At 72.4% G+C, this 22,591-nt stretch carries 21 protein-coding genes; 12 read left to right on the forward strand and 9 right to left on the reverse strand.

The window, feature by feature from the left end; translation table 11 throughout:
* Position 1: 1 nt before the first annotated feature.
* The 3 genes from AB5G72_RS01425 to AB5G72_RS01435 form a co-directional block, all read right to left on the reverse strand.
* Entirely contained in the window at positions 2 to 1,483 is a 1,482-nt protein-coding gene (locus AB5G72_RS01425) for an LCP family glycopolymer transferase (protein ID WP_440220768.1), read from the reverse strand.
* Between the two features lie 202 nt (positions 1,484 to 1,685).
* Positions 1,686 to 2,525: a CPBP family intramembrane glutamic endopeptidase gene (locus AB5G72_RS01430; RefSeq protein WP_069389643.1), complete on the reverse strand. Its 840-nt coding sequence runs from the start codon at positions 2,523 to 2,525 to the stop codon at positions 1,686 to 1,688.
* Positions 2,526 to 2,547: 22 nt separating this feature from the next.
* Positions 2,548 to 3,240: an APA family fibronectin-binding glycoprotein gene (locus AB5G72_RS01435; protein ID WP_440220769.1), complete on the reverse strand. Its 693-nt coding sequence runs from the start codon at positions 3,238 to 3,240 to the stop codon at positions 2,548 to 2,550.
* A gap of 67 nt (positions 3,241 to 3,307) precedes the next feature.
* On the opposite strand from AB5G72_RS01435, the gene AB5G72_RS01440 reads away from it, so the two are divergent.
* From AB5G72_RS01440 to AB5G72_RS01450, 3 genes are read left to right on the forward strand one after another with little or no spacing between them, the layout of a single operon-like run.
* The gene (locus tag AB5G72_RS01440) at positions 3,308 to 3,847 is read left to right on the forward strand and encodes a hypothetical protein (RefSeq protein WP_440220770.1); all 540 of its coding nucleotides are present in this window, start codon (positions 3,308 to 3,310) and stop codon (positions 3,845 to 3,847) included.
* Between the two features lie 20 nt (positions 3,848 to 3,867).
* A complete protein-coding gene (gene pheA, locus AB5G72_RS01445; RefSeq protein ID WP_440220771.1) occupies positions 3,868 to 4,800 on the forward strand; it encodes a prephenate dehydratase in 933 nt (310 codons plus the stop codon).
* The gene (locus tag AB5G72_RS01450; protein ID WP_206474415.1) at positions 4,797 to 5,429 is read left to right on the forward strand and encodes a histidine phosphatase family protein; all 633 of its coding nucleotides are present in this window, start codon (positions 4,797 to 4,799) and stop codon (positions 5,427 to 5,429) included. The genes pheA and AB5G72_RS01450 overlap by 4 nt, the downstream gene beginning before the upstream one ends.
* 27 nt (positions 5,430 to 5,456) lie before the next feature.
* On the opposite strand, the gene AB5G72_RS01455 is transcribed toward AB5G72_RS01450, so the two are convergent.
* A complete protein-coding gene (locus tag AB5G72_RS01455) occupies positions 5,457 to 5,807 on the reverse strand; it encodes a metallopeptidase family protein (RefSeq protein ID WP_067714854.1) in 351 nt (116 codons plus the stop codon).
* Positions 5,804 to 6,922 carry a septum formation family protein gene (locus AB5G72_RS01460; protein WP_440220772.1) on the reverse strand — a complete coding sequence of 373 codons (1,119 nt, stop codon included), beginning with the start codon at positions 6,920 to 6,922 and terminating at the stop codon, positions 5,804 to 5,806. Before AB5G72_RS01460 ends, AB5G72_RS01455 begins: the two co-directional genes overlap by 4 nt.
* 47 nt (positions 6,923 to 6,969) lie before the next feature.
* Here AB5G72_RS01460 and AB5G72_RS01465 point away from each other — a divergent pair, with 47 nt between their 5' ends.
* Both AB5G72_RS01465 and serS read left to right on the forward strand, forming a co-directional pair.
* Positions 6,970 to 7,413 (forward strand): ankyrin repeat domain-containing protein, encoded by a 444-nt coding sequence (locus tag AB5G72_RS01465; RefSeq protein ID WP_067714851.1) that lies wholly within the window; start codon positions 6,970 to 6,972, stop codon positions 7,411 to 7,413.
* 60 nt (positions 7,414 to 7,473) lie between these two features.
* The gene (serS, locus tag AB5G72_RS01470; protein WP_440220773.1) at positions 7,474 to 8,736 is read left to right on the forward strand and encodes a serine--tRNA ligase; all 1,263 of its coding nucleotides are present in this window, start codon (positions 7,474 to 7,476) and stop codon (positions 8,734 to 8,736) included.
* 78 nt (positions 8,737 to 8,814) lie between these two features.
* Here the strand turns inward: serS and AB5G72_RS01475 are convergent, their stop codons facing one another.
* A complete protein-coding gene (locus AB5G72_RS01475) occupies positions 8,815 to 9,330 on the reverse strand; it encodes a PaaI family thioesterase (RefSeq protein ID WP_407335476.1) in 516 nt (171 codons plus the stop codon).
* A gap of 62 nt (positions 9,331 to 9,392) precedes the next feature.
* Here AB5G72_RS01475 and AB5G72_RS01480 point away from each other — a divergent pair, with 62 nt between their 5' ends.
* Together AB5G72_RS01480 and AB5G72_RS01485 are read left to right on the forward strand one after the other, a co-directional pair.
* Positions 9,393 to 10,214 carry a lysophospholipid acyltransferase family protein gene (locus AB5G72_RS01480; RefSeq protein WP_440220774.1) on the forward strand — a complete coding sequence of 274 codons (822 nt, stop codon included), beginning with the start codon at positions 9,393 to 9,395 and terminating at the stop codon, positions 10,212 to 10,214.
* Complete coding sequence (locus tag AB5G72_RS01485; protein ID WP_440220775.1) at positions 10,211 to 11,044, forward strand: HAD family hydrolase; 834 nt, start codon at positions 10,211 to 10,213, stop codon at positions 11,042 to 11,044. Before AB5G72_RS01480 ends, AB5G72_RS01485 begins: the two co-directional genes overlap by 4 nt.
* Positions 11,045 to 11,224: 180 nt before the next feature.
* Here the strand turns inward: AB5G72_RS01485 and AB5G72_RS01490 are convergent, their stop codons facing one another.
* Positions 11,225 to 13,402, reverse strand: coding sequence for an N-acetylmuramoyl-L-alanine amidase (locus tag AB5G72_RS01490; RefSeq protein ID WP_440220776.1), 2,178 nt, complete (start codon positions 13,400 to 13,402; stop codon positions 11,225 to 11,227).
* Between the two features lie 409 nt (positions 13,403 to 13,811).
* On the opposite strand from AB5G72_RS01490, the gene glf reads away from it, so the two are divergent.
* Positions 13,812 to 15,014, forward strand: coding sequence for a UDP-galactopyranose mutase (gene glf / locus AB5G72_RS01495; protein WP_253003005.1), 1,203 nt, complete (start codon positions 13,812 to 13,814; stop codon positions 15,012 to 15,014).
* Between the two features lie 79 nt (positions 15,015 to 15,093).
* Here the strand turns inward: glf and AB5G72_RS01500 are convergent, their stop codons facing one another.
* On the reverse strand, positions 15,094 to 16,479 hold the full coding sequence (locus AB5G72_RS01500; RefSeq protein WP_440220777.1) for a hypothetical protein: 1,386 nt from the start codon (positions 16,477 to 16,479) through the stop codon (positions 15,094 to 15,096).
* A gap of 64 nt (positions 16,480 to 16,543) precedes the next feature.
* Between AB5G72_RS01500 and AB5G72_RS01505 the strand changes: the two genes are divergently transcribed.
* Complete coding sequence (locus AB5G72_RS01505; protein WP_440220778.1) at positions 16,544 to 17,992, forward strand: DUF5129 domain-containing protein; 1,449 nt, start codon at positions 16,544 to 16,546, stop codon at positions 17,990 to 17,992.
* A 21-nt stretch (positions 17,993 to 18,013) separates the two neighbouring features.
* On the opposite strand, the gene AB5G72_RS01510 is transcribed toward AB5G72_RS01505, so the two are convergent.
* Complete coding sequence (locus AB5G72_RS01510) at positions 18,014 to 18,748, reverse strand: peptidylprolyl isomerase (protein ID WP_154829398.1); 735 nt, start codon at positions 18,746 to 18,748, stop codon at positions 18,014 to 18,016.
* Between the two features lie 174 nt (positions 18,749 to 18,922).
* Between AB5G72_RS01510 and AB5G72_RS01515 the strand changes: the two genes are divergently transcribed.
* The 3 genes from AB5G72_RS01515 to AB5G72_RS01525 are packed head-to-tail and all read left to right on the forward strand — an operon-like array spanning position 18,923 to position 22,576.
* Positions 18,923 to 20,923, forward strand: coding sequence for a glycosyltransferase (locus AB5G72_RS01515; RefSeq protein WP_440220779.1), 2,001 nt, complete (start codon positions 18,923 to 18,925; stop codon positions 20,921 to 20,923).
* Positions 20,907 to 21,542, forward strand: coding sequence for a phosphatase PAP2 family protein (locus tag AB5G72_RS01520; RefSeq protein WP_069388758.1), 636 nt, complete (start codon positions 20,907 to 20,909; stop codon positions 21,540 to 21,542). The genes AB5G72_RS01515 and AB5G72_RS01520 overlap by 17 nt, the downstream gene beginning before the upstream one ends.
* Positions 21,539 to 22,576 carry a decaprenyl-phosphate phosphoribosyltransferase gene (locus tag AB5G72_RS01525; RefSeq protein ID WP_154829393.1) on the forward strand — a complete coding sequence of 346 codons (1,038 nt, stop codon included), beginning with the start codon at positions 21,539 to 21,541 and terminating at the stop codon, positions 22,574 to 22,576. The genes AB5G72_RS01520 and AB5G72_RS01525 overlap by 4 nt, the downstream gene beginning before the upstream one ends.
* Positions 22,577 to 22,591: the final 15 nt, after the last annotated feature.

Genomic DNA, 22,591 nt, shown 5'->3' on the forward strand with positions numbered 1-22,591 from the left:
CTCACGGCCCGGTGTCGAGGAACTCCGGTAACGGGGTCCGCCCGGAGGCCACCGCGTCGAAGAACCCGGTCGTCGTGGGGCCCCACACGAGGTAGGAGCCCACGGACCCGGAGGCCATCCCGTCGTGGGGCGCGGTCACGGTGAGCGGGTCACCACTGAGTCGACGCATCACCATGGCGAGGTTCCAGATGTGGTCGCCGGTGTCCACGGTGACCGCTTCCGACGCCGAGTTCACCAGGGGCACGGCCGTGAACGGATTGAACAGGTTCCCGGGCGAGAGCGTCTTGCGCATGAGCGCGCCGAGGAACTGTCGCTGGTTGCGGACGCGCTGCAGGTCCTGCTCGGCGAAGCCGTAACGGGTGCGCACGAAGCCCAGCGCTTGCGGGCCGGCGAGCGTCTGGCACCCGGCGGCGAGGTCGAGTCCGGCGAGCGGATCGTTGATCGGCTCGTCGAGGCAGATGTCCACGCCGCCGACCGCGTCGACGATCCCGGCGAAACCGCCGAACCCGATCTCCGCGTAGTGGTCGATCCGCACCCCGGACTGCTGCTCCAGGGTCTGCGCCAACAGGGGTGGACCGCCGAAGGTGTAGGCCGCGTTGAGCTTGTTCTCGCCGTAACCGGGGATGTCGACCAGCAGGTCGCGGGGTAGGGAGATGAGCATGGTCCGATCCCCGCCGCGGGGGGTGTAGACGAGCATCATCGTGTCGGTGCGCTTGCCGCCGGCGTCCGACTCGGACCCGGTCGACAACTGGGCCTGCTGCTCGGCGGTCAATCCCTCGCGGGAGTCGGTGCCCACCAGCAGGGTGACGGTGCCGGGCGTGTTGCCGCCTCGCCCCGGGTAGTCGGTCAGCGCGTCGATCCGCTGCAGTTTCGAATCCGCCCACAGCACGCTCACCACCCCGAGCGTGAGCACGACGACCAGCACCAGTCCGAGGATCCGCAGGGGCCCGATCCGGCGCCGCGGGGTGCGGCGGCTGCGGGGGCCGCGCGGCGTCCCCGCCGCCCCGCGCGGGGGGCGACGGTCGGGTCGCCGGCCGCGGCGGTCGACGGGCCCCCGGTAGGGGTCGCGCGAGCCGGCCCGTGCACCGGCGGGCTGCCGCGGGTCCCGGGGATCGCGTCCGGCACGCGGGTCGCGGGGGTCGCGTCCGGCGCGCGGGTCGCGGGGGTCGCGTCCTGCACGTGGGTCGCGGCGGTCCCGGGCGGCGTAGCGGGCCCGCTCCTCCGGGGACAGCGGCTCCGGTTGCTGGCGTGGCTGATAGCCGGTGCGACCCACCGGACGCTCGCGGCCCGCGTCTCGAGGGCCCGCGTCGCGAGGGCCCGCGGCGCGGGGGTCCCGCCGGGCGCCCCGATCGCCCCGGTCGGGCCTGGCCGACGGGTCCCGCGGCGCGCCGGGGTCGGCGTAGCCACGGCGTTCGCGCGCGCGTCGCCGGAGCTCGGCGGCCTCCTCCGGGGTGAGGTGCCGGCGCCTGGAGTCGTCGGTCATGGGATCGGACTCTACTTGGCCGGTGCCGCGGTCGGCGGGTCCCACGGCCCCGGCGGGACACGCGTCACAACCGCGGGGGCCGCCCCTCTGCGCCGGGGTGCGCTGCCCCTATGTACGCGATTCGGCCAGGTGCGCTGCCCGAATGGACCAATCGGGACGCGCAACCTTAAGCGGTACGGGGCGCGGAGCGGCGGCCGGGCGGTCACAGCCACGACAGGTGCGGGGCGAGCAGCGCGTAGCCGAGGAACGCGACCACGTCGAGCAGCGTGTGCGCCAGCACGAGCGGCCACAACCGGCGGGTCCGCATCCACCACAACGCGAACACCACACCCATCGCCAGGTTCCCGAGCCCGCCGCCGAACCCCTGGTAGAGGTGGTACGACCCGCGCAGCAGGGCGCTGGCCGCCAGGGCCAGTGCGGGCGGCACCCCCAGCTGGCGCAGCCGGATGAGCAGGTACCCCACCACGAGGATCTCCTCGGCGGCGCCGTTGCCGGCAGCGGACAGCACCAGCACGACGGGCCGCCACCACGTCTCGCCCAGACCCGATGCCGACACCTGCAGATTGACGCCCGCGGCGACCGCGCCGAGGTACAACGCCAGCCCGGGGACGCCGATGACAGCGGTCAGCGCGAGCCCCCACGCGATCTGACGGCCCGGACGGTCGCGCACGAGCCCGACGGCCCGCGCGCCGAGCCCGGAATGGGCGAGCAACACCAGCGGCAGCAGCGCCCACGCCAGCAGTCGCAGGACCCCGAGCGCCTGGTAGGCCAGGTCGAGCCACGAGTGCTCCGAGCGTGAGACGTTGAGGGCGGCGGTCTGCTCCCCGAGGTCCGCGGGTGCGAGAAGCGCGGAGACCAGGTCGAGGACGGCGTAGGCGCCGGACAGGCCGAAGGTGACGGCCAGGACGACGACGAGCTCGGCCACCAGTAGCCGGCGGACACGGGGGTCTGTGACCGGGTCGAACCGGGCCGCATACCGGGCGAACGCCTCGCGGGGCGAGAGGGCTGCGCGGACCCGTCCCGCGCCGGAGGCCGGTGGCATCGACCCGCTCACCTCCACGGGGTCACTCGGGGAGCCGGACGTGGTCGACGACCCGGTCCATCCACCGGACGCCGGGAGCGGACTGCTGCGCGGTGGTCACGTACGCCACCCACCACCGGCTGTCCTCGGAACCGAATACGGCGGTGTACACCAACCCGCCGGAGTCCTGGTCGGGGATGCCGTCCGGGACCACCACGTAGGAGATCGCGGCGCCCGTGCCCGCCTCGTTGTCCACGGGGACCACCCGTTGTTCGTCACGGGTCCCGGACACGCCCAGGACGTACAACTGGATGGTCTCCGCGAGCGCGGTCGCGGCCCCCTGGTCATCGGTGATCGCGGCGGCGGCGATCCCGGCGTCCAGCGGACCGGCGAGGATGCGGGTGTCCAGGGCCCGGCCGGTGCCGACCGGCCTCAGCTGCACACTGCCGAACTCCGGGTCGTCGATCACACGCCAGCCGACCGGCACCTGCAGCTCGAGCCCGGAGCCCTCGTCGACGTAGTAGGTGCCGGCCAGGGTCGAGTCCCGGGGCAGCACCGACGCGGGGTTCGTGGCCACGGCGGCGACGAGCAACGCGGCCAGCAACCCCAGTGCCACGTGGACGGTGCGCGGCCCGCGCTTCTCCTCGGGCGTGAGGTGGGAGGCGTCCGGGGCGTCGTCCGGCGCGGGGGTGTAGTCGGCCGCGTACTCGGGCACGGGGGAGTCGTCGGTACCCATCGGGGAGAGCGTAGCAACGTGCGGGGGGTGGTCCTGAGGTCATCGCGCGGGGTGTAGACCTGAGGCCATGACGGTGTCGCTCGAACTGCTCGGTCGCGGGCCCTCCCGGCCGGATCTGCTGGACGACCTCGTGGTGGACGAGGCGTCGATGGTGTCGGCCCTGGCGCGCTGGTCGGCGCCCGCCCCGGTCGAGGTGGAACCCTCGGCCGCCACCGGCCTGCCCGCGCTCGACGCGGTGGCCGGGGTGCTCGCCGCGGGAACCCCCGCGGTCGTCGACGTGGCCCCCGGGCTGGCCGGCCCCGGGCCCGCCGCCGACCACCTCGCGGACCTGCTGGCCGTGGCCGCGCACTCCGGGGTCGGGTTCGGTTCCGGGCTGGTGCCCCGCTGCGCCGACGCCGATCAGGTGTGGGCGATCCTGGCCGGCGCCGTGGCCGCCATGACCGGGGCGGACGTCCGCGCGGCGCTCGCCGGACCGGACCCGGCCCGGATCCTGGGCCTGTCGAGGTCGGCCCGGGAGGCGATCCGCGACGTGGTCACGTGCGCCCTCGTGCCCGACGGGCGGGTCGATGCCGTCTCGGAGGACCTCGCGTCGGCGGACGGTCCCTGACGCTGGCTAGTCTTGTCGTCGTGGTCACCGTCGCCTACCTGGGCCCGCCCGGCACCTTCACCGATGCCGCCCTGCACCGACTGCGCGCAGACGCGCGCACCTCGGCGCTGCTCGCCGATGCCGAGGCGGTCCCCGCCGGCACCCCCGACGAGGCGTTGGCCATGGTCCGCGTCGGCACCGCCGACTACGCGTGCGTCCCGTTCGAGAACTCCGTCGACGGGACCGTCAACCCCACCAGCGACGCGCTCGCGGTGGGGGACCGGCTACAGATCTTCGCCGAGACCGAACTCGACGTGGTGTTCTCCATCCTCGTGCGGCCCGGTACCGCCGCCGACGACGTCCGCGTCCTGCGGACCCACCCCGTCGCCGCCGCGCAGGTCCGCCGCTGGGTGGGGACGAACCTGCCCCGGGCCCACATTGAGACCACCTCCTCCACCGCGGCCGGCGCCGAGGAGGTCGCCGCCGGCACCGCCGACGCCACCGCCGCGCCCGGCCGGGCCGGCGAGATCAACGGACTGGTCCCGCTCGCCGAGAACGTCGCCGACATCGGCGGGGCGCGCACCCGGTTCGTGCTGGTCGGACGGCCCGCCGCGCCGCCGCCGCGCACCGGCAGCGACCGCACCTGCGTGATCTTCGGGCTGCCCCACGAGCCCAACTCGCTGGTCCAGGCGCTCACCGAGCTGTCGATCCGCGACATCGATCTCACCCGCATCGGTTCCCGGCCCACCCGCGTCGAGCGGTTCACCTACCTGTTCCACGTGGACCTCGTCGGGCACATCGACGACCCCGCGGTGGCGGAGGCGCTCGTCGCACTGCGCCACCGGACCGCCGACCTGCGCTACCTCGGGTCGTGGCCCGTCGCCGGCGGGGGCGACGCGGGTTCGCCCCCGCCGGACCGCGCCGAGGAGATCGACTGGCTCGCGCGCCTGCGACGCGGGGAGGACGCGGGGTGAGCGCCCGCCTCCACCTGGTCCGCCACGGGCAGACCCCGTCCAACGTCGCCGGCGCCCTCGACACCGCCCTGCCCGGCGCGCCGCTCACCGACCTCGGGCGCGATCAGGCACGGCTGGTGGGCGGGGAGCTGGCCGGCTCGGGAATCAGGCCGTCCGTCGTTCTCAGCTCCGAGGCCGCCCGCGCCCGCGAGACCGCCGGGCTCATCGCCGGGGAGATGGGCCTGCCCACCCAGGCCGTGCCCGGCGTCCACGAGGTGCAGGCCGGCCGCTACGAGATGCGGACCGGTGCCGAGGCGCTCCTGGCCTACAACCGGGTGGTGCGTGACTGGTTGGAGCTCGGCGATCTCGACTCCCGGCTCCCCGACGGTGAGAGTGCCCTGGACGTGCAGGACCGGGCGATGCCGCTGATCACCGAGCTGCGCGAGTCCTATCTCGACAACGCCGTGGACGTGGTGTTGGTGGTGCACGGCACGCTCATGCGGATGCTCGCCGTGTTCGCCGGCGCCGTCCCCTCGCAGTGGGCGCTGGACAACCGGATCCCCAACTGCGGGGTCATCGAGCTCGCGCCGGACGGCGGCGGCTGGGCGTGCGAGCGGTGGGGCGACCACCTGGGGCGACCGGGGTACTGACGGCGGCGGGCTCAGCCCCGATCGGGCTCAGCCCCAGCCGAGCGCGTGGAGCGTCTCCTCGTCGATCCCGAAGTGGTGCGCGATCTCGTGGATCACCGTCACCGCCACCTCGTGGACCAGCTCCTCCTCGGTGGAGCAGAACGCGCACAGTGCGCCCCGGTAGATCGTGATGGTGTCCGGGAGGAACCCCGAGTAGGTGGTGTCGCGCTCGGTCAGCGCCACCCCCTCGTACAGGCCCAGCAGGTCGGGCTCGTCCGGGTGGCGGTCGGCGATGAGCACGACGACGTTGTCCATCGCCTCGAACAGCGCGTCGGGCACCGAGTCCAACGCGTCGTCCACCAGTTCCTCGAATCGCGTCTCGGTGACGCGGAGGCTCACGGCGTCCCGCCGGGCACCGGTACCGACACCGTGCCCTGGCCCGTGTCGGTCGGCGCTCCGGGGACGCCTCCCGGCGGCTGACCCGGCGGCGGGATCTGCGTGGTGGTGGGAGCGACCGGGGTGGCTCCGTCGACCAGCACGCCCTGGCGCGCCGACCCCCGCAGTACCGCGAACGGGCCGGGTTCCGCGGCCTTCATCAACCCGCAGTTGACGGTCCGGCTACCCGTCTGCCACGAGACCTCCGAGATCGGGTTGACCAGCGTCGAGATGAGGGTCGTCCGCCGCAGCGCCTCGGCGTCACCGAGGTAGGCGACACCGGCCTCCCGGCAGGCGTCGGCCGTGAGCTCGGACTGCTGGCGGGGGTCCGGCGGGACCGGCCCCTCCGGGAACACACCGGAGACGTCCACGTCGGCGACGATCTCGATCGAGTGGTCCTCCGAACAGGGCGTGGTCGCGCCGGGAAGGCCCTCGTCGGTGAAGCCCAGACAGGTACCCGGGTCCCACCGACGGTGCTGGTCGGCCTCGGCGAACGTGCCCGTCGACAGGGCGGAGCGCCCGTCGAGTTCGGCGGCGGCGACACCGCACAGCACGCTGCGGTCGCCCTTGTCCCAGCCCTCCTCGGACGGCGGCACGACGAGCCCGGTGAAGCGGCCGTCGGGGTCGACCTCGCGCCCGTCGGCGTACCTGGAGATCAGCGGGAGGCAGCGCTCGGTCCCCACCGGCGCCAGCTCGGCGCTGACCGGCAGCGGCGCGCCCTCCCCGAAGCCAGGCACCTGCGACAGGTCGATCCGGGCCGCCACCTCGAACCGGTGCGGCTCGGCGCAGTCCACCGTGTCGAACGAGGTGACGCGGTCCGCGGCGTCGAGCGACCAGGTCAGGCAGGTACCCGGCGCGGCCTCGGCGTACGCGGGCCCCGACAGGGTGCGCGGGTCGACCTGCGGGACGACCGCCGCGATGCGCTCGGCGCGGGAGGAATTGGGATCGTTGATCGCCGACGCCATGAGCGCACCGGTGACCGCCCCGCCGGACAGGATGGCGAGGAGGGAGGCCATGACCGCGCCCCGTGTGCGGAGCAGCGATCGACCACGGCGCGACGATCGGGTGGAAGTGGTCATCGCCTTCCATGATGCCGCAATCGCGCGGTCCCGATAGGATCCACTGCATGAGCGGACAGAACCACGACGAGCCGGCCGGTGCGGACGGCGACGTGCGTTCGCCGCGGGACGGGGTGGACCCGGAGGTCCTCGAGTTCGCACAGATGCTGTTCCAGCTGGCCCGCGACGGCGAGACCGAGCGGCTCGCGGCGTATGTCGACGCCGGGGTGAGCCCGGACCTCACCAACGAGCGGGGCGACGCCCTGCTGATGCTCGCCGCCTACAACGGGCACCCGGACACCGTCCGCGCCCTGCTCCAACGCGGCGCCGAGGTGGACCGCGCCAACGACCGGGGCCAGACGCCGCTGGCGGGAGCGGTGTTCAAGGGGTACGGCGAGGTCGTCCGCGCGCTCTTCGAGGCCGGTGCGGACCCCTACGGCGGGACACCCACCGCGGTCGACACCGCGCGCATGTTCGAGAAGGACGCCTTCCTCGAGCTGTTCGGCGTCTGATCCACCCGCGGCCACGGTCGCGGCTCGGGCCGGCCGGGTGGGGCCGCTAGGCTGAGGTGCGTGATCGATCTCAAGCTGCTCCGCGAGAACCCCGACGTCGTCCGCGACTCCCAGCGCACCCGTGGTGAGGACCCGTCGCTGGTCGACCAGCTGCTCACCGCCGACGAGGCCCGCAGGTCCTCGATCGCGGCCGCGGACGGGGCCCGCGCCGAACAGAAGGCCCACGGCAAGAAGGTCGGACAGGCCTCGCCCGACGAGCGTCCCGCGCTGCTCGAGGCCGCGGGTGCGTTGAAGCAGGCGGTCAAGGACGCCGAGGAGGCCGAGAAGACCGCCGCGGCGGAAGTCGAGCGACTCCAGCGGCTGCTGTCCAACGTCGTCGAGGAGGGCACGCCCGCCGGCGGCGAGGACGACTTCGTGGAGATCGAGCGTGTCGGCGAGATCCCGACCTTCGACTTCGAGCCGAAGGACCACCTCGAGCTCGGCGAGAGCCTGGGGCTGCTCGACATGGAGCGCGGAGCGAAGGTCTCCGGCGCGCGTTTCTACTTCCTCACCGGCTACGGCGCCCTGCTGCAGCTGGGCATGCTGCAGCTGGCGGCGCAGAAGGCGACCGCCAACGGCTTCACGATGATGATCCCGCCCGTTCTGGTGCGACCGGAGATCATGCAGGGCACCGGGTTCCTCGGCGCGCACGCCGACGAGGTCTACAAGCTCGACGCCGACGACCTCTACCTGGTCGGCACGTCCGAGGTCGCGCTCGCGGGGTACCACCAGGGCGAGATCCTCGACCTGTCGGACGGGTCGAAGCGGTACTGCGGTTGGTCCTCCTGCTTCCGCCGCGAGGCCGGGAGCCACGGCAAGGACACCCGCGGCATCATCCGCGTCCACCAGTTCGACAAGGTGGAGATGTTCTCGTGGTGCAAGCCCGAGGAGGCGCACGCCGAGCACGAGCGACTGCTCGGCTTCGAGAAGGAGATGCTCGAGGCGATGGGCCTGCCGTACCGCGTCATCGACATCGCGGGTGGCGACCTCGGCTCCTCGGCGGCCCGGAAGTACGACTGCGAGGCGTGGGTCCCCACCCAGGGCACCTACCGCGAGCTCACCTCGACCTCCAACTGCACGACGTTCCAGGCCCGCCGCCTGGGTGTACGGTACCGCGATGACGAGGGTCGGACGCAGACCGCCGCCACCCTCAACGGCACCCTCGCCACGACGCGGTGGCTGGTGGCGATCCTCGAGAACCACCAGCAGGCCGACGGCTCCGTCGTGGTGCCGGAGGCGCTGCGGCCGTTCGTCGGCAAGGACGTGCTCGAGCCGATCCGCTGACCACGAACCGCGGGTGGTCGCCGGGGTGTCCGGGGACGACGACGAGGTCGTCGGACGCCTCGCGGGCCGCCGCCCGGGTCACGGGCGGAACAGCATCATCACGCCGCTCGCGCTGGCGCACGTCCGGCCGTCGGTGTCGGTGACCCGGACCTGCACCACGCACGTCGACCGGCCCGCGTGCTCGACCTCCGCGCGGATCGTGGCGGGCGTGCGCTCCAACCGGAGCGCCCGGATGTACCGCACGGTGAGGTCGAGGGTGCTGTAGCCGACGCCCTCCTCCACGACCGTCGCCGTCGCGTAGCCGAGCGCCGTGTCCACCCACCCGGAGACGATCCCGCCGTGGACCGTCCCGCCGTTGTTCAGCGCCCACTCCGCGGGCTCGGCCGTCATGGTCACCGTGCCCACCTCGGCCGCGGACAAGCGGACGCCGAGCGTGTGCGCGCCGGGGGAGAGGTGTCGCTCGCCGTCGATGATGAGGCGCAGCGCTTCCAGACCCGCGTGCACGCTGCGCTCGGCCGCATCCGGCAGGGCAGGCCAGGAGTAGTGGCGGCCGCGTGCCACCGGGTCGACCGAATCGAAGGGGGCGTCATCCACCCCGCCGAACCTACCGGCAGGGGCGGGCACCAGTGTCGGTGCGGGCGGCTACGCTGGTGGCCGTGGAGCTGCTCTATACGGGGATCATCGGGTTCGCCCGCACAATGTTCAAGGTCCAGGGCCTGGACCTCACGATTCGCGGGGAGCGCAACTTCCCCGAGGTCGGTGGGGCGGTGGTGGTGATGAACCACACCGGGTACCTCGACTTCGTCTACGGCGGCATCCCGGCGCGCGTGCACAAGCGGTTCATCCGCTACATGGCCAAGGTCGAGGTGTTCGACCACAAGGTGTCCGGGCCGATCATGCGCGAGCTCAAGCACATCCCCGTCGACCGGACGGCGGGCAAGGCGTCCTTCGACGAGGCCGTCGCCCGTCTCCGGGCCGGCGAGCTGGTCGGCGTGTTCCCCGAGGCCACCATCAGCCGCAGCTTCGAGGTCAAGGGCTTCAAGTCGGGTGCGGTGCGGATGGCACTGGCGGCCGACGTCCCCATCATCACCGTGACCCTGTGGGGATCGCAGCGGGTATGGACCAAGGGCTTGCCCAAGAAGCTGCTGCGCCCCAAGGTGCCGATCATGATGGAGGTCGGCGAACCGATGGCGGCCTACGAGCCGATCGAGGAGTGCACCGAGGAACTGCGCTCGCGCATGCAGGCCACCCTCGAGCGTCTCCAACAGGAGTACGCGGAGCGCTACGGCGCCTACCCGGCCGGCGCCAACTGGGTGCCCGCCCGCCTCGGCGGTTCCGCCCCCACGTTGGAGGAGGCCACCGCCCTGGACGAGGCCGAGCACGCCGAGCGCATGCGACGCCGTGCCCAGAAGGCAGTCGACCCGGATGCCGATGCCGGTGACGAGCCGGAGGGACCGGCGGGCCCGGACGCTCCGTGACCCGTTCCCGACCGCTGCTCGTCGCCTCCGACGTCGACGGGACCCTGATCGACAACGATCACCTCGTCCCGGCCGCGAACCGGGCCGTCGTGGCGGACCTCGTCTCGGACGGGGCCACGTTCGTCCTGGCCACCGGACGCCCGCCGCGCTGGCTGCCCCAGGTGGTCGACCAGTTGCCCGTGGCGCCCCTGGCGGTCTGCGCCAACGGAGCCGTCATCATGGACACCGACAGCGGCGAGTTCCTGGCCACGAGTCTCCTCTATCCCGGGACGCTCGCCGCGATCGACGAGGTGCTGCGCAGGCTGCTGCCCGGCAGCGGGATCGCGGCCGAGCGCCTGGGTGCCGACGCCGCGGATGCCGACTTCGTGGCCAGCCCGGACTACGAACACGCCTGGATCCATCCCGCGCACCTCGAGGTGGGTCACGACGAGGTCCTCTCCGAGCCGGTGCTCAAACTGCTCGCGCGGGTCCCCGGTATGCCGAGCGCCGACATGGTGGCGGCACTGCGCGGGGAGGTGGACCACCTGGCGGATCTCACCTACTCGACCACCGACGGGCTGATCGAGTTCGCGGCCCGCGGGGTGACCAAGGCGAGCGGGCTGTCCCGGATCGCGGCGGGGACGGCGGCGGGCGCGGCCGTCCCGTCCGCGGCGGTTCCGGTCACCGTCGCGTTCGGCGACATGCCCAACGATCTGGAGATGCTGCGCTGGGCGGATCACGGGGTCGCGATGGGCAACGCGATCCCCTCCGTGCACGCGGCCGCCGACGAGGTCACGCTCACCAACGACGAAGCCGGGATCGCGCACGTCCTACGGCGTTGGTGGGGCTGAGCGCCTGACCCGACCGGGGCCCTGTCGAAATGGGTCGAAATGGGATGCGGACCGGTCCCCACCACTTCCCCGGTGTGCACGCCGCCCCGGGTGGGGGAGGGGTGCACACCTGGTGGGACCCGGTCCGCACGATGTGGTCGGCCGGCGCGCGCCCGGTGATCGCGCGGCGCCGGCCGAGGATCAGGGGTTCGGTTCGACCGTGAGCTCCCGCGTCGCCGGGTCGTAGACCAGCGTGCCGCCGACGAAGCGCTGGGCGACCGTTCCGTCGGCGCGCTCGGCCTCCGCGGAGACCGGCAGTCCGAGCGGACCGTGCTCGAAGCCCTGGGCGGCCCACGCGTCACCGATCACGCCCCACACGGGGTGCGTGCCCGTCTCGGGGGAGGAGTACAGCGCGCCGTTCTCGTGCTTGACCAGGGAGACGTCGCCGAAGCGCTGGACTCCGGACAGTGCCTTGCCGAGCGGGCCGGACAGCTTCTGGGCGAGGCCGGAGAAGTCGCGGCTGAGTACGTTCTGCGCCGAGCCCGCGTCGAGGCCGATGGCGTCCTGCACCGACCCCGCGTCGAGCGGGATGTCCGACAGCGACTTGCCGCCGGTGAGGATCCGGGTCAGGGTCGCGGGATCGAGCTTGCCGCCGGTGAGGACGGTCCGCAGTGCGGAGGTCACGGCCTCCTGGACGCTTCCCTGGGTGATGACCGACGGGAGATCCGCGCTACCGGTGCCACCACCCGTGCCACCGCCGTCACCACCCGTGCCACCGCCGCCACCGGTGCCACCGCCCGTGCCCGGGCTGGGGCTCGGCTGGGTCGGGGCCGGGGCGCCGCCCCCGCCGCTCTTGGCGTAGGAGGCCGCGATGTCGCGGATCTGGCCCATCTTGGCGTACCCGGAGTTGCCCGGGCAGGACGTGAGGCCGACGTCGCGGTGGGCGAAGATGTTGGGCAGCCGGACGGCGGTCCCGTACGAGTACTTGGTGTACGAGGTGCCCTCGGAGTAGTGGGTGTCGGTGCCCTTGGGGTCGACGCCGGCGACGGAGAGGCGCCAGCCGATGATCTCGCCGACCTTGCGGACGGTGGCGTCCGACGGGGAGACGGTCGAGTAGTCGCCCATCATCGAGATGCCCCAGGTGTTGCCGTTGAAGCCGCCGGCGTGGGCGCCCTGGACGTTGCGGCTGAGTCCTCCGTGGCGGCCCTCGAAGGCCTGGCCGTACTTGTCGACCAGCACGTTGTATCCGACGTCGCACCAGCCGAGCGTGCGTGCGTGGTACGTGTAGATGCCGCGCATGACGCTGGCCGACCCCTCGCGGGAGTAGTTGTTGCTGCCCGCCGTGTGGTGCACGACCGCCGCGGCGAGGGTGGGGTCGTAGCTCGCGCTGCGGCAGCGGATCGACTCGTCGGCGCCCCAGCCGGAGCGGGAGATGATCGACGGCTGCCTGGCCGCGATGTCCCCGTGCGCGCCGCTGCCGCCGGAGGCGGTGATGTCGGCGAACGCCTCGGGATCGGGCGTCGGGGTGTCGTCGGGGGAGAGCAGGACGGCCTTGACCGAGGCGGGTTCGATCGAATCGGCGCTGCCCGAGCCGGCGTCGAGGCCCGAGGTCTCGGCCACGGGCTTGATGTCCGCGTAGCGGGTCGGCACCGGCGGGGTGCCGGCGGCGGCTGGCCGGGCCGGCTCGGACGTCGGGCCGGCGGGAGCAGAAGTCCGGGGAGCGGCGGGTTCGGCCGCGCGGGTGGCTGCGACGTCCGCGTCAGCGGGGGCGGAATCAGCGGCGCCGGTATCAGCGGCGGCGGGAGCGGCGTCTTCGGTGGGCTTCGCGGGGGCCGGGGCGGCCTCGTCGTCGGGGACGGTGACCTCGGGCGCGTCGGCCAGCGAGGTGTCGGCGAGGTCGATCCCGGAGAGCGTGATCTGGACGGCGGTGGTGTCGGTACCCAGGTAGACGGGCTCGGTGCCGCCGGTGCCGGTGACGCTCTCGCCCTTGCCGTCGGTGGACTCGGCCTCGTACCAGGGGCCCCACGAGCCGTCGGGGTTCTGGGCGCGCAGGGTGGCGACGGCGGCCGGGTTGCGCCCCTTCCACGTGACGCCGGCCATCGAGAACGGTGTGTCCGAGGTGACCTGGCGGACCGTGGTGCCGCCGGAGGCGATGTCGGTCTCCACGCCGACGGCGGGGGGCGCCTCGGCCAGCGGGACCTCGGTCTCGGCGGTGGGCAGGGCGCTGCCCGCGGTGGTGGCGATGTCGTCGCCGGACTGGACGACCTGGTCCGCCCCGTACACGGCGAGGGGCGTGACGACGGACGCCGCGACCGCCACCGCCAGGGCGAGGGTCCGGCGTCGACCACTGATGTACAGGGGGCGGCGTCGTGTTCTCAAGGGCTTCTCCAGATCAGATGTCTGTGTCCCGAAGCTGCTCACCTGCGGGGCACAACTGCCCGGAGGCCGCACCGGAGCGCGACCACTGGGACGAATGTGACGAACGGGGTCAATGTTATCCAAGAAACTCGTGAAACCAAGTGATAAAGACGTGAATATTGAGACTACAGGGATGTAGTTTCGAACCGGCGTACGACGGCGCCGACGCCCCACCTGCACCGTGGGCCACCGCGGTCGGCTCGAGAACTCGCCCACCTCGTCGTCGTCGGCGTGCCCTGAACCCACCCCCGACCCGCCGGATACCCTGGGACCCGCACCCGCGCCGACCGGCGCGCGGTCAGGCGAGCGGCCCCGGGCGCACTACTCCCGGACGGCCCGCCGCGACGGACGACGGAAAGGCCCGACGGTTATGGCAGGCGAACGGCAGTGGGACACCTACGACCTCATCGTGGTGGGGTCGGGCTTCTACGGCCTGACCGTCGCCGAGCGGGCGGCGACGGAGCTCGGCAAGCGCGTCCTGGTGCTCGATCGGCGCCACCACATCGGCGGCAACGCCTACTCCGAGGCCGAGCCGGAGACCGGCATCGAGATCCACAAGTACGGCGCGCACTTGTTCCACACCTCCAACGAGCGGGTGTGGGAGTACGTCAACCGCTTCACCGACTTCACCGGCTACCAGCACCGCGTGTTCGCCATGCACAAGGGCACGGCCTACCAGTTCCCCATGGGGCTGGGTCTCATCAACCAGTTCTTCGGCCGCTACTACTCGCCCGACGAGGCCCGCGCGCTCATCGCCGAGCAGGCCGCCGAGTTCTCCGCCGAGGACGCGGCCAACTTCGAGGAGAAGGCCATCTCCCTGATCGGCCGCCCGCTGTACGAGGCGTTCATCAAGGACTACACGGCCAAGCAGTGGCAGACCGACCCCAAGAACCTGCCGGCTGGCAACATCACCCGCCTGCCCGTCCGGTACACGTTCGACAACCGCTACTTCAACGACACCCACGAGGGCCTGCCCGTCGACGGTTACACCGCGTGGCTGGAGAACATGGCGGCCGACGAGCGGATCGACGTGGTGCTCGACACCGACTGGTTCGACGTCCGCGAGGCCGTGCGCGCCGCGAGCCCCGACGCGCCGGTGGTCTACACCGGCCCGCTGGACCGGTACTTCGACTACGCCGACGGCGAGCTGGGCTGGCGCACCCTGGACTTCGAGACCGAGGTGCTGCCCACCGGCGATTTCCAGGGCACCCCGGTGATGAACTACAACGACGCGGAATACGACTACACCCGCATCCACGAGTTCCGCCACTTCCACCCGGAGCGCAAGAACTACCCCACCGACAAGACGGTGATCATGCGCGAGTACAGCCGCTTCGCCGAGCGCGACGACGAGCCGTACTACCCGATCAACGAGTCCACTGACCGTGAGCGGCTGGCCGCCTACCGCGAGCGGGCCAAGGCCGAGACCGCCGCCAACAAGGTGCTGTTCGGCGGACGCCTGGGCACCTATCAGTACCTCGATATGCACATGGCGATCGCGTCGGCGCTGACGATGTTCGACAACACCCTGGCGCCGCACCTGCGCGACGGCGCCGCGCTGGCCGAAGGCTGAGCCTGCTCGCCGCGGCGCTGGGCCCGCACCGCGTGCCTGACCCCCAGAATCCGCTACTCGGAATCGGGATCCGCTACTCCTATCGGGATAGCGGATCCCCAGTCGGGGTAGCGGATTCGGCGGTGGTGCGGCCGGCCGGGGCGACGAGCCCGCGCACGACCGCGTCGCGCTGGGCGATGTGCACCAGCGTGGGCTTGGCCTCGCCGAGGTGCTCGAGCACCGGGGTGACCGAGGTCCAGAAGCGGCTCAGCGAGCTCAGCCCCTCGTTCTCGGCCAGGGCCTGGGCGCGCTCGGCGCGGGTGTCGTCGGCCCGGGTCGGGTGGAGGGCCGCGCGCTTGCCCTCGATCCGGTCGTCCTTGCGCTGGGAGATCACGTAGCCCAGCGCGAACGCCACACTCCGTGGCATCCGACCGGACAGCAGGACCTGCGCCTCCGGGTAGTCGTCGAGGACCTGCTCGACCGCGCCGGACAACTCCTCGACGAGCCGCGCGAAGGCCCGGCGGTCGATCTGTCGCCCGCTCGCGCCCGGGTACCACCGTCCGGCGGGGAGCGTCCATGGGACCAGGGTCTGGGCTGCTCCCGGGCCGGTGTCGCCCGTGCGGTCACCGTTCGTGCCGGTGGCGGGTCCGCCGTCGGTGGGGCCGACGACGACGACGAGGTCCGCCGCCTCCCGCAGTGGATGGCCCGCGTCCACCTCGGGCACCGGACCGCCCCCGTCCAGCTGGAGTGAGAGCCAGACCCTCTGCACGGAGGTCCGGTCGGCCCGCGCCGCGGTCGCCGACCCGGCGGGAAGGGTGACCATCGACAGTTCGGCTCCGGGTTGGCTGCGGCGGGACCGCCACCGGCGCTCGGCCCACATGTCGTCGCCGTCGTCGAAGTACACCGTCCGCACGCCCGTGTCGCCGCCGGGCAGGCGACGCCTGCGGGCCTCGACCGGCAGTTCGGCGAGGTGGGTGCGCTCGCGCAGGAGGACGTCGTATCCGACCGCCAGTGCCGCCGGGAACGCGAGGTTGGGGGCCAGGACGAAACCGGTCGCGTCGTCGTCGTCGTTCATCGCCCGCTCGAGCTCGTCGGAGACGTGGTCGACCTCGCGGCGCAGGTCCACCACCTCGTTCGCGGTGCCGAACCAGCCGGTGGCCGAGCGGAAGCCGAGGCTGCGGGCATTGGCCACGTCCACCGCGGCGCGCATCCGGTCCGCGCTCTCGGCCGGCAGCAGGCGCAGGTAGTACAGGGTGCCGTTGTGGGCGAGCAGCCATGCCCGCAGGGCCATCGCCACGACGAGCACGACGAGGGTGCCGATGAACCAGCCCAGCCGGGACGGGGACGTGCAGGCTTCGGACCACAGGTCCGGCACGGAGGAGATCGTGCACGAGGCGTCTCGGGTGATGAGGTCCTCCGCGACGAGGCCGCCGAACGCGGTCGTCAGGGCGACGGTGAGGGCGATGAGCGTTTCCAGGATGAACACCCGGTCGAGACTATCGCCGACCGGTGTCGCCGCCACCGACCACCTGCGGCACTAGGCTCGGGGCATGACACGGACGACGATCGCCCCGGCCCTGCGCCTGCTCGTGGTGCTCGCCGGCGCCGCGGCACTGGCGCTCCTCCTGTTCCCGCTCACGCCGGTCCGCGCGCAGGCGCCGGCTCCCGCCCCCGCGCCGGCCCCCGCGCAGGCCCCGGCGCAGGCGGTCGAGGTCGGCATCACCGACCGGGCCGGGGTGCTCTCACCCGGGGACCAGGATCTGCTCCGCACCGAAACCGGGCGCATCGCGTTCCCGCCGCAGGTGGCGCACGTCGAATACCTGGTCTTCGACGACGACGGCGACAACCTCAACGACACCACCGAGCGCTTCGCCCAGGCCGAGCGACCGGACCTGGTGGCGGAGGACAGGGAGAAGTGGGCGCCGGGGACCCTGATCGTGGCCAACGACACGGAGGCGCGTGACGTCGGCATCTACTGCGGTGACGACGTGTGCGCCGCGCTCGACCTCTTCGAGGGCGGTCACCTCGACGGGTCACTCGAGGCGATGAAGGACCCGATGCGGCGTGAGAACCACGCGGTCGGGCTGCTGGCGGGTGCGCAGGCGGCGGCCGATCCCACGGTGCAGGCGCCGGAGCCGGAGCCCGCGCCGGCGTGGCTGCCGTGGGCGTTCGCCGGGGCGGGGGTGGTCGTCGCGGGCGCGGTCGGCGCCGGGGTCGCGGCGAGCCGCAAGAAGAAGGCGACGACGGCGAGAGAGCGCTACGACCGGGTCTCCCGCGAATACGGACGGGTCGCGGGGGAGCTCAACGGGCTGGACATCCGCGCCAACTCGCTCACCTCGCCGTTGGCCGATGACGAGCTGCGCTCCCAGTGGGAGGACGTGCGCGGCCGGTTCCTCGCGCTGGACGAGGTCATGGGCCGGATCGGTGACCTGCGGCCCGACTCGACAGACGCCGAGTTCCGGGCCAAGGCCGGTGACATCGACACCGCCCACACCACTGTCGACCAGATGATCACGGCGGAACAGAACATCGACCAGCTCTTCCGCATGGAGCAGGGGGACGCCGACGTGCGCCGCCGCCAGCTCGGCGAGCTGCACGAGGACATGCTCGCCGCCGCTCTGGGGACGAAGGACGAGCGGCTGGCCGCCGAGGCCCGGGCCCTGGACGCCCGCGCCGACGAGCTGGCCCGGGATACGCAGGCCCCCGACTTCATGGGCCGCTACGCCCGGCTCGTCGTGGACTACCGGCTCGTCGTGGAGGCGATCCGGGCCCGCGAGATGGCGGATGTCGAGGCGGCGGATGACGCGGGCGACCGCCACGCGCCCCGGCTGTACGACCGCGACTGGCGGGCCGGCTACGGCTACAACGGCTTCGTCCCGTACTACGTGGTCTCCAGCTGGCACGCGCACGACGTGCAGGCGGCGCAATCCGCGAGTTCGACCAACACGGGCTACTCCAACGCGTCGTTCTCGGGCGGCGGCGGCTCCAGCGGGTACTAGAGCCGCCCGGCCCGGGCGGGCTCAGCCCTCGACGATCTCCACGGACTCGATCGTGTGCAGCGTCTGCGGGCGGCCCTGCGGGCTGCCGTCGTCCTCTATCGCGGTGACGGCGTCCATCCCGTCGGTGACGGTGCCGAAGAGGCTGTAGTCCGGCGGCAGCGAGACGCCGGAATCGCCGGTGACGATGAAGAACTGGGAGCCGTTGGTGTCCGGTCCGGCGTTGGCCATGGCCATCGACCCGATCTCGTACTCGCCGGACTCGGGCAGCTCGTCGGCGAACTCGTATCCCGGGCCGCCGCTGCCGGTGCCCTGCGGGTCGCCGCCCTGGATCATGAAGCCGGGGATGACACGGTGGAAGGTGATGCCCTCGTAGTACTTGTTGCGGGCCAGGAACACGAAGTTGTTCACCGTCTCCGGGGCCTTCTCCTCGAGCAGGTCCACGGTGACGGGGCCGGCGTCGGTGCTGATGACGGCGGAGTAATCGACGCCGTCGGTCAGACACATCGGCGGGGCCGAGTCGAACGAGGTGGTGCGCTCCGCTGCGCCCTCGGCGGGCGGACACTCGGCCGCGCCCCCGGACCCGCCGGACTCGCGGCCCTCGGACTGCGACGCCGCGGTCGCCCCAGTGGTCGCCGCGTCGTCGGACGGGGCGTCATCGGAGCCACACCCGGCGAGCGCGAGGGGCGTGGCGAGGGCGAGCACCCCCAGGGCGGTGCGGACGGTCGGGCGGCGGCGGGCGGATCCGGTGAGGTGCATGGGACGAACCTACTTCTTCCGCTGGCCCGGGTGGGCCCCGGCGCGTGCTGGACTGGGCATCACGGCCCCGACGGGTACGATCGACCCGGCTTTCCTGCCCGCCGTGCGGGCAGGGCGAGGCGCAGCAAGGCTGATGAGGGCGGCCCCCGGCCGTCGGGACGGGGACTGGCACACATGGAACACCACGGCCACCACGAACTGATCGACGAGATCGAGCGGTCGGTCGTCGCGCTCTCCGCTCCACGTGGCCGGGAATGCCTCCAACGCATCATCCTTCCGCGGGCCGGTGAACCGCTCGACGTGCGCTCGCTCTACCTTGCCGAGGCGCCCACCAACGTCCGGCGCGCGCACTCCTCCGCCCGGACCTCGCTGTGGATCGGGGCCGACTCCGAGGTCTCGTTCGCCACCTACTTCAACGCGTTCGCCGCGGCGTACTGGCGGCGTTGGTCCGTCCTCGGCGAGGTCGTCCTCCGGTTGACGGTGCGCGGTTCCGGTCGCGTGGACCTGTACCGCTCCAAGATCGACGGCTCGCGTATCGCTGTCACCGGTGACGTCGTCGGTGAACCGGGCCGCGCCGACCAGGTGACGACGGTCGAGTTCGTCTGCGACCTGGGCCCGTTCGAGGACGGCGGCTGGATCTGGTTCGACCTCACCTCCGACACGGACGTGGAATTGCTCGCCGGCGGGTGGTACTCCTCGGTCGACGCGCCGTCCACGCGTCCCGACGCCCGCCCGGACGGCACGCCCGACCCGGCGGTGCAGGTGCCCAACGACCGGCGGGTCACCGTCGGCATCCCCACGTTCAACCGGCCCGGCGACGCGGTGGCCGCGCTGCGGGCACTGACCTCCGATCCCGAGGTCGACGCCGTGATCGACGCCGTCCTCATGCCCGACCAGGGCGACCGCAAGGTCCGCGACGAGCCCGGCTTCGCGGAGGCGGCCGAGTTCCTCGGGGACCGACTGCACATCTTCGACCAGCCCAACCTCGGCGGCTCGGGCGGCTACAGCCGCATCATGTACGAGGCGCGCAGGCTGACCGATTCCCCGTACATCCTGTACATGGACGACGACATCGAGATCGAGCCCGACTCGATCCTGCGGGCCCTGGCATTCGGACGCTTCTCCACGGTCCCGATGCTGGTCGGCGGGCAGATGCTCAACCTGCAGGAACGCAGCCACCTGCACACCATGGGCGAGGTGGTGGGCGCCCACGACTTCATGTGGACCGCCGCCCCGCACGCGGACTACGACTACGACTTCTCGCGCTACCAGCTGACGGACCGCGAGAACCCCAAGCCGCTGCACCGCCGCATCGACGTGGACTACAACGGCTGGTGGATGTGCCTCATCCCGCGCGTGGTCGCCGAGAAGATCGGGCAGCCGCTCCCGCTGTTCATCAAGTGGGACGACGCCGAATACGGGCTGCGCGCCCGGCAGGCCGGCCATCCCACCGCCACCATGCCCGGCGTGGCGATCTGGCACATGGCGTGGTCGGACAAGGACGACGCGATCGACTGGCAGGCCTACTTCCACCTCCGCAACCGCCTGGTGGTGGCGTCGATGTACCACGACGGCGACCACAGGGGCATCATGCAGTCCAGCCTCAAGGCGCTGGTCAAGCACCTGGTGTGCCTCGAGTACTCGACGGTCGCCATCCAGATCGAGGCCATCCGGGACTTCCTGAGGGGGCCGGAGGCCCTGTACGAACTGCTGCCCACCGCGCTGCCCAAGGTGCGCGCGATGCGGGCGGAGTTCCCCGACGCGGTGGTCATCCCGTCGGCGGTCGACCTGCCCGCACCGTCGGGTGGCCCGGCGGGCATCCACTCCGAGCCGAGGGGCCCGGTCCGCAAGGCGGTGGCGCTGGCGCGGGGCCTTGCCCACACCCTGAGCAGGGACGACAAGACGCACCACGAGGTGCCGCAGGCGAACTTCCCGCCGATCGAGGCCCGCTGGTACTCGCTCAGCAGGGTCGACGGCGCGACCGTCACCACCGCCGACGGTCGCGGGGTCGTCTACCGCAAGCGCGACCGCGACCTCGCCGCCGCCCTGTTCAAGGAGTCGGCCGCCGTGCACCGTGAGCTGTTCCGCCGATTCCCGGAGATGCGCCGCCGCTACCGCGACGCCCACGCCGATCTCGTGACCAAGGAGGCCTGGGGCCGTGTCTTCGAATCCTGATCCGGTGGTGTCCGATCCCGCCGTGGAGATCCCCGTACCGACCGGCGAGGTCCGGTTGCTGGCGGCGATCCAGCGTCAGCTGTTGGCCGTGCCCGGTTCCCGGGAGGCGGCCGTGACGCTATCGCATGTCGGCGAGCACGCGCTGGGATGGATGGCGGTCGCGGCAACGGGAATGGCCGTCGATCCGGCCCGCCGCGGTCGGTGGGCGATGGTCGGCCTCGGCAGCGTCGGCGCCCATGCCACCTCCGTCGTCGTCAAGCGCGTCATCCGTCGGCGGCGCCCGGACCACCCCGCGGTGACCGTCGGCGTCGGTACCCCCTCCAAGCTCAGTTTCCCGTCGTCCCACGCCACGTCGACCACCGCGTTCGCGCTGCTCGCGGGGTCGGTGGTCGGGGTCCCGGTGGCGCCGGCGCTCGTGCCGGTCATGCTGGCGTCCAGGTTGGTGCTGGGAGTCCACTACCCTTCGGATGTGTTCGCCGGAGCCGCGGTCGGCGCGGGCTGCGCTGCGCTCACCCGCGCCGTGTGGCCCTCGGCCGCCGTCCAGAGCGTGCTGCCCGAGACACTGCGCGACGGCGCGGCGGGCCCAGGCGTCACCCAGAACCGCGAGGAGAAGCGATGACCGATCAGTCCGGAGCGCCGGTGACCCGGGGCGGGGCAGACCACCACCTCCTCGGCGCCGAACCGCATACCGCCAACGAGATCGACGACATCGCCGAGGCGGAGGAGGATGCCAAGGGCGCGCCGCCCAAGAACCTCCTCGACGGCATGGTCAAGGCGCTCCGGCCGCGTCAGTGGGTCAAGAACGTCCTCGTCATCGCCGCGCCCGCGGCGGCCGGGTCCCAGACCCTCACCGACGGCAGCGTCCTGTTCTCGGTGTTCATCGCGTTCGTGGCGTTCTGCATGGCCGCCTCGAGCGTGTACCTCATCAACGACGCGTTGGACGTCGAGGCCGACCGCGCCCACCCGACCAAGCGGTTCCGCCCCATCGCGGCGGGCGTCCTGCCCGTGGGGTTGGCGTACGGCATGGCGGTGGTGCTCATCATCGCGTCGATCGCCATCTCGGTGCTGCTGGCGCACCCGGCCCTGGCGATCGTCGTGGCCGTGTACATCGTCCTGCAGCTCATGTACTGCTTCGGGCTCAAGCACCAGCCGGTGCTCGACATCGCATTCGTCTCCTCCGGCTTCCTGCTGCGCGCGGTCGCCGGTGGCGCGGCCGCCGAGGTCGAGATCTCGCAGTGGTTCCTGCTGGTCATGGCGTTCGGTTCGCTGTTCATGGCCGCCGGCAAGCGCTACGCCGAGCTGAGCCTGCACCTGAAGACCGGCGCCAAGATCCGCAAGGCGTTGGAGAGCTACACCCCCACCTACCTGCGGTTCGTCTGGACGCTCTCGGCGACGGTGCTCGTGCTCTGCTACGCCCTGTGGGCGTACGACCGCGGCTCCGACCCGACGCAGCCGAACGGGGCGGCGATCTGGCTGCAGATCTCGATCGTGCCGTTCACCATCGCCGTCCTGCGCTACGCGGTCGACGTCGACGCCGCGCAGGCCGGCGAGCCCGAGGACATCGCCCTCGGCGACCGCGTCCTGCAGGTCCTCGCGGCGCTGTGGGTCCTCACCGTCGTGATGGGCGTCTACATCGTCCCGTCGATCGCCTGAGTCCGGCGGACGGAC

Origin of the sequence: Dietzia sp. MNB45, assembly GCF_051994785.1 — a bacterium.
Classification (GTDB): Bacteria; Actinomycetota; Actinomycetes; order Mycobacteriales; family Mycobacteriaceae; genus Dietzia; species Dietzia kunjamensis.

Bases quoted from the DNA above. Each gene is read 5' to 3' on its own strand.
- AB5G72_RS01425 (WP_440220768.1), bottom strand. From the start codon at position 1,483: ATGACCGACGACTCCAGGCGCCGGCACCTCACCCCGGAGGAGGCCGCC.
- AB5G72_RS01430 (WP_069389643.1), bottom strand. From the start codon at position 2,525: ATGCCACCGGCCTCCGGCGCGGGACGGGTCCGCGCAGCCCTCTCGCCC.
- AB5G72_RS01435 (WP_440220769.1), bottom strand. From the start codon at position 3,240: ATGGGTACCGACGACTCCCCCGTGCCCGAGTACGCGGCCGACTACACC.
- AB5G72_RS01440 (WP_440220770.1), top strand. From the start codon at position 3,308: ATGACGGTGTCGCTCGAACTGCTCGGTCGCGGGCCCTCCCGGCCGGAT.
- AB5G72_RS01460 (WP_440220772.1), bottom strand. From the start codon at position 6,922: ATGACCACTTCCACCCGATCGTCGCGCCGTGGTCGATCGCTGCTCCGC.
- AB5G72_RS01465 (WP_067714851.1), top strand. From the start codon at position 6,970: ATGAGCGGACAGAACCACGACGAGCCGGCCGGTGCGGACGGCGACGTG.
- glf (WP_253003005.1), top strand. From the start codon at position 13,812: ATGGCAGGCGAACGGCAGTGGGACACCTACGACCTCATCGTGGTGGGG.
- AB5G72_RS01505 (WP_440220778.1), top strand. From the start codon at position 16,544: ATGACACGGACGACGATCGCCCCGGCCCTGCGCCTGCTCGTGGTGCTC.
- AB5G72_RS01510 (WP_154829398.1), bottom strand. From the start codon at position 18,748: ATGCACCTCACCGGATCCGCCCGCCGCCGCCCGACCGTCCGCACCGCC.
- AB5G72_RS01515 (WP_440220779.1), top strand. From the start codon at position 18,923: ATGGAACACCACGGCCACCACGAACTGATCGACGAGATCGAGCGGTCG.
- AB5G72_RS01525 (WP_154829393.1), top strand. From the start codon at position 21,539: ATGACCGATCAGTCCGGAGCGCCGGTGACCCGGGGCGGGGCAGACCAC.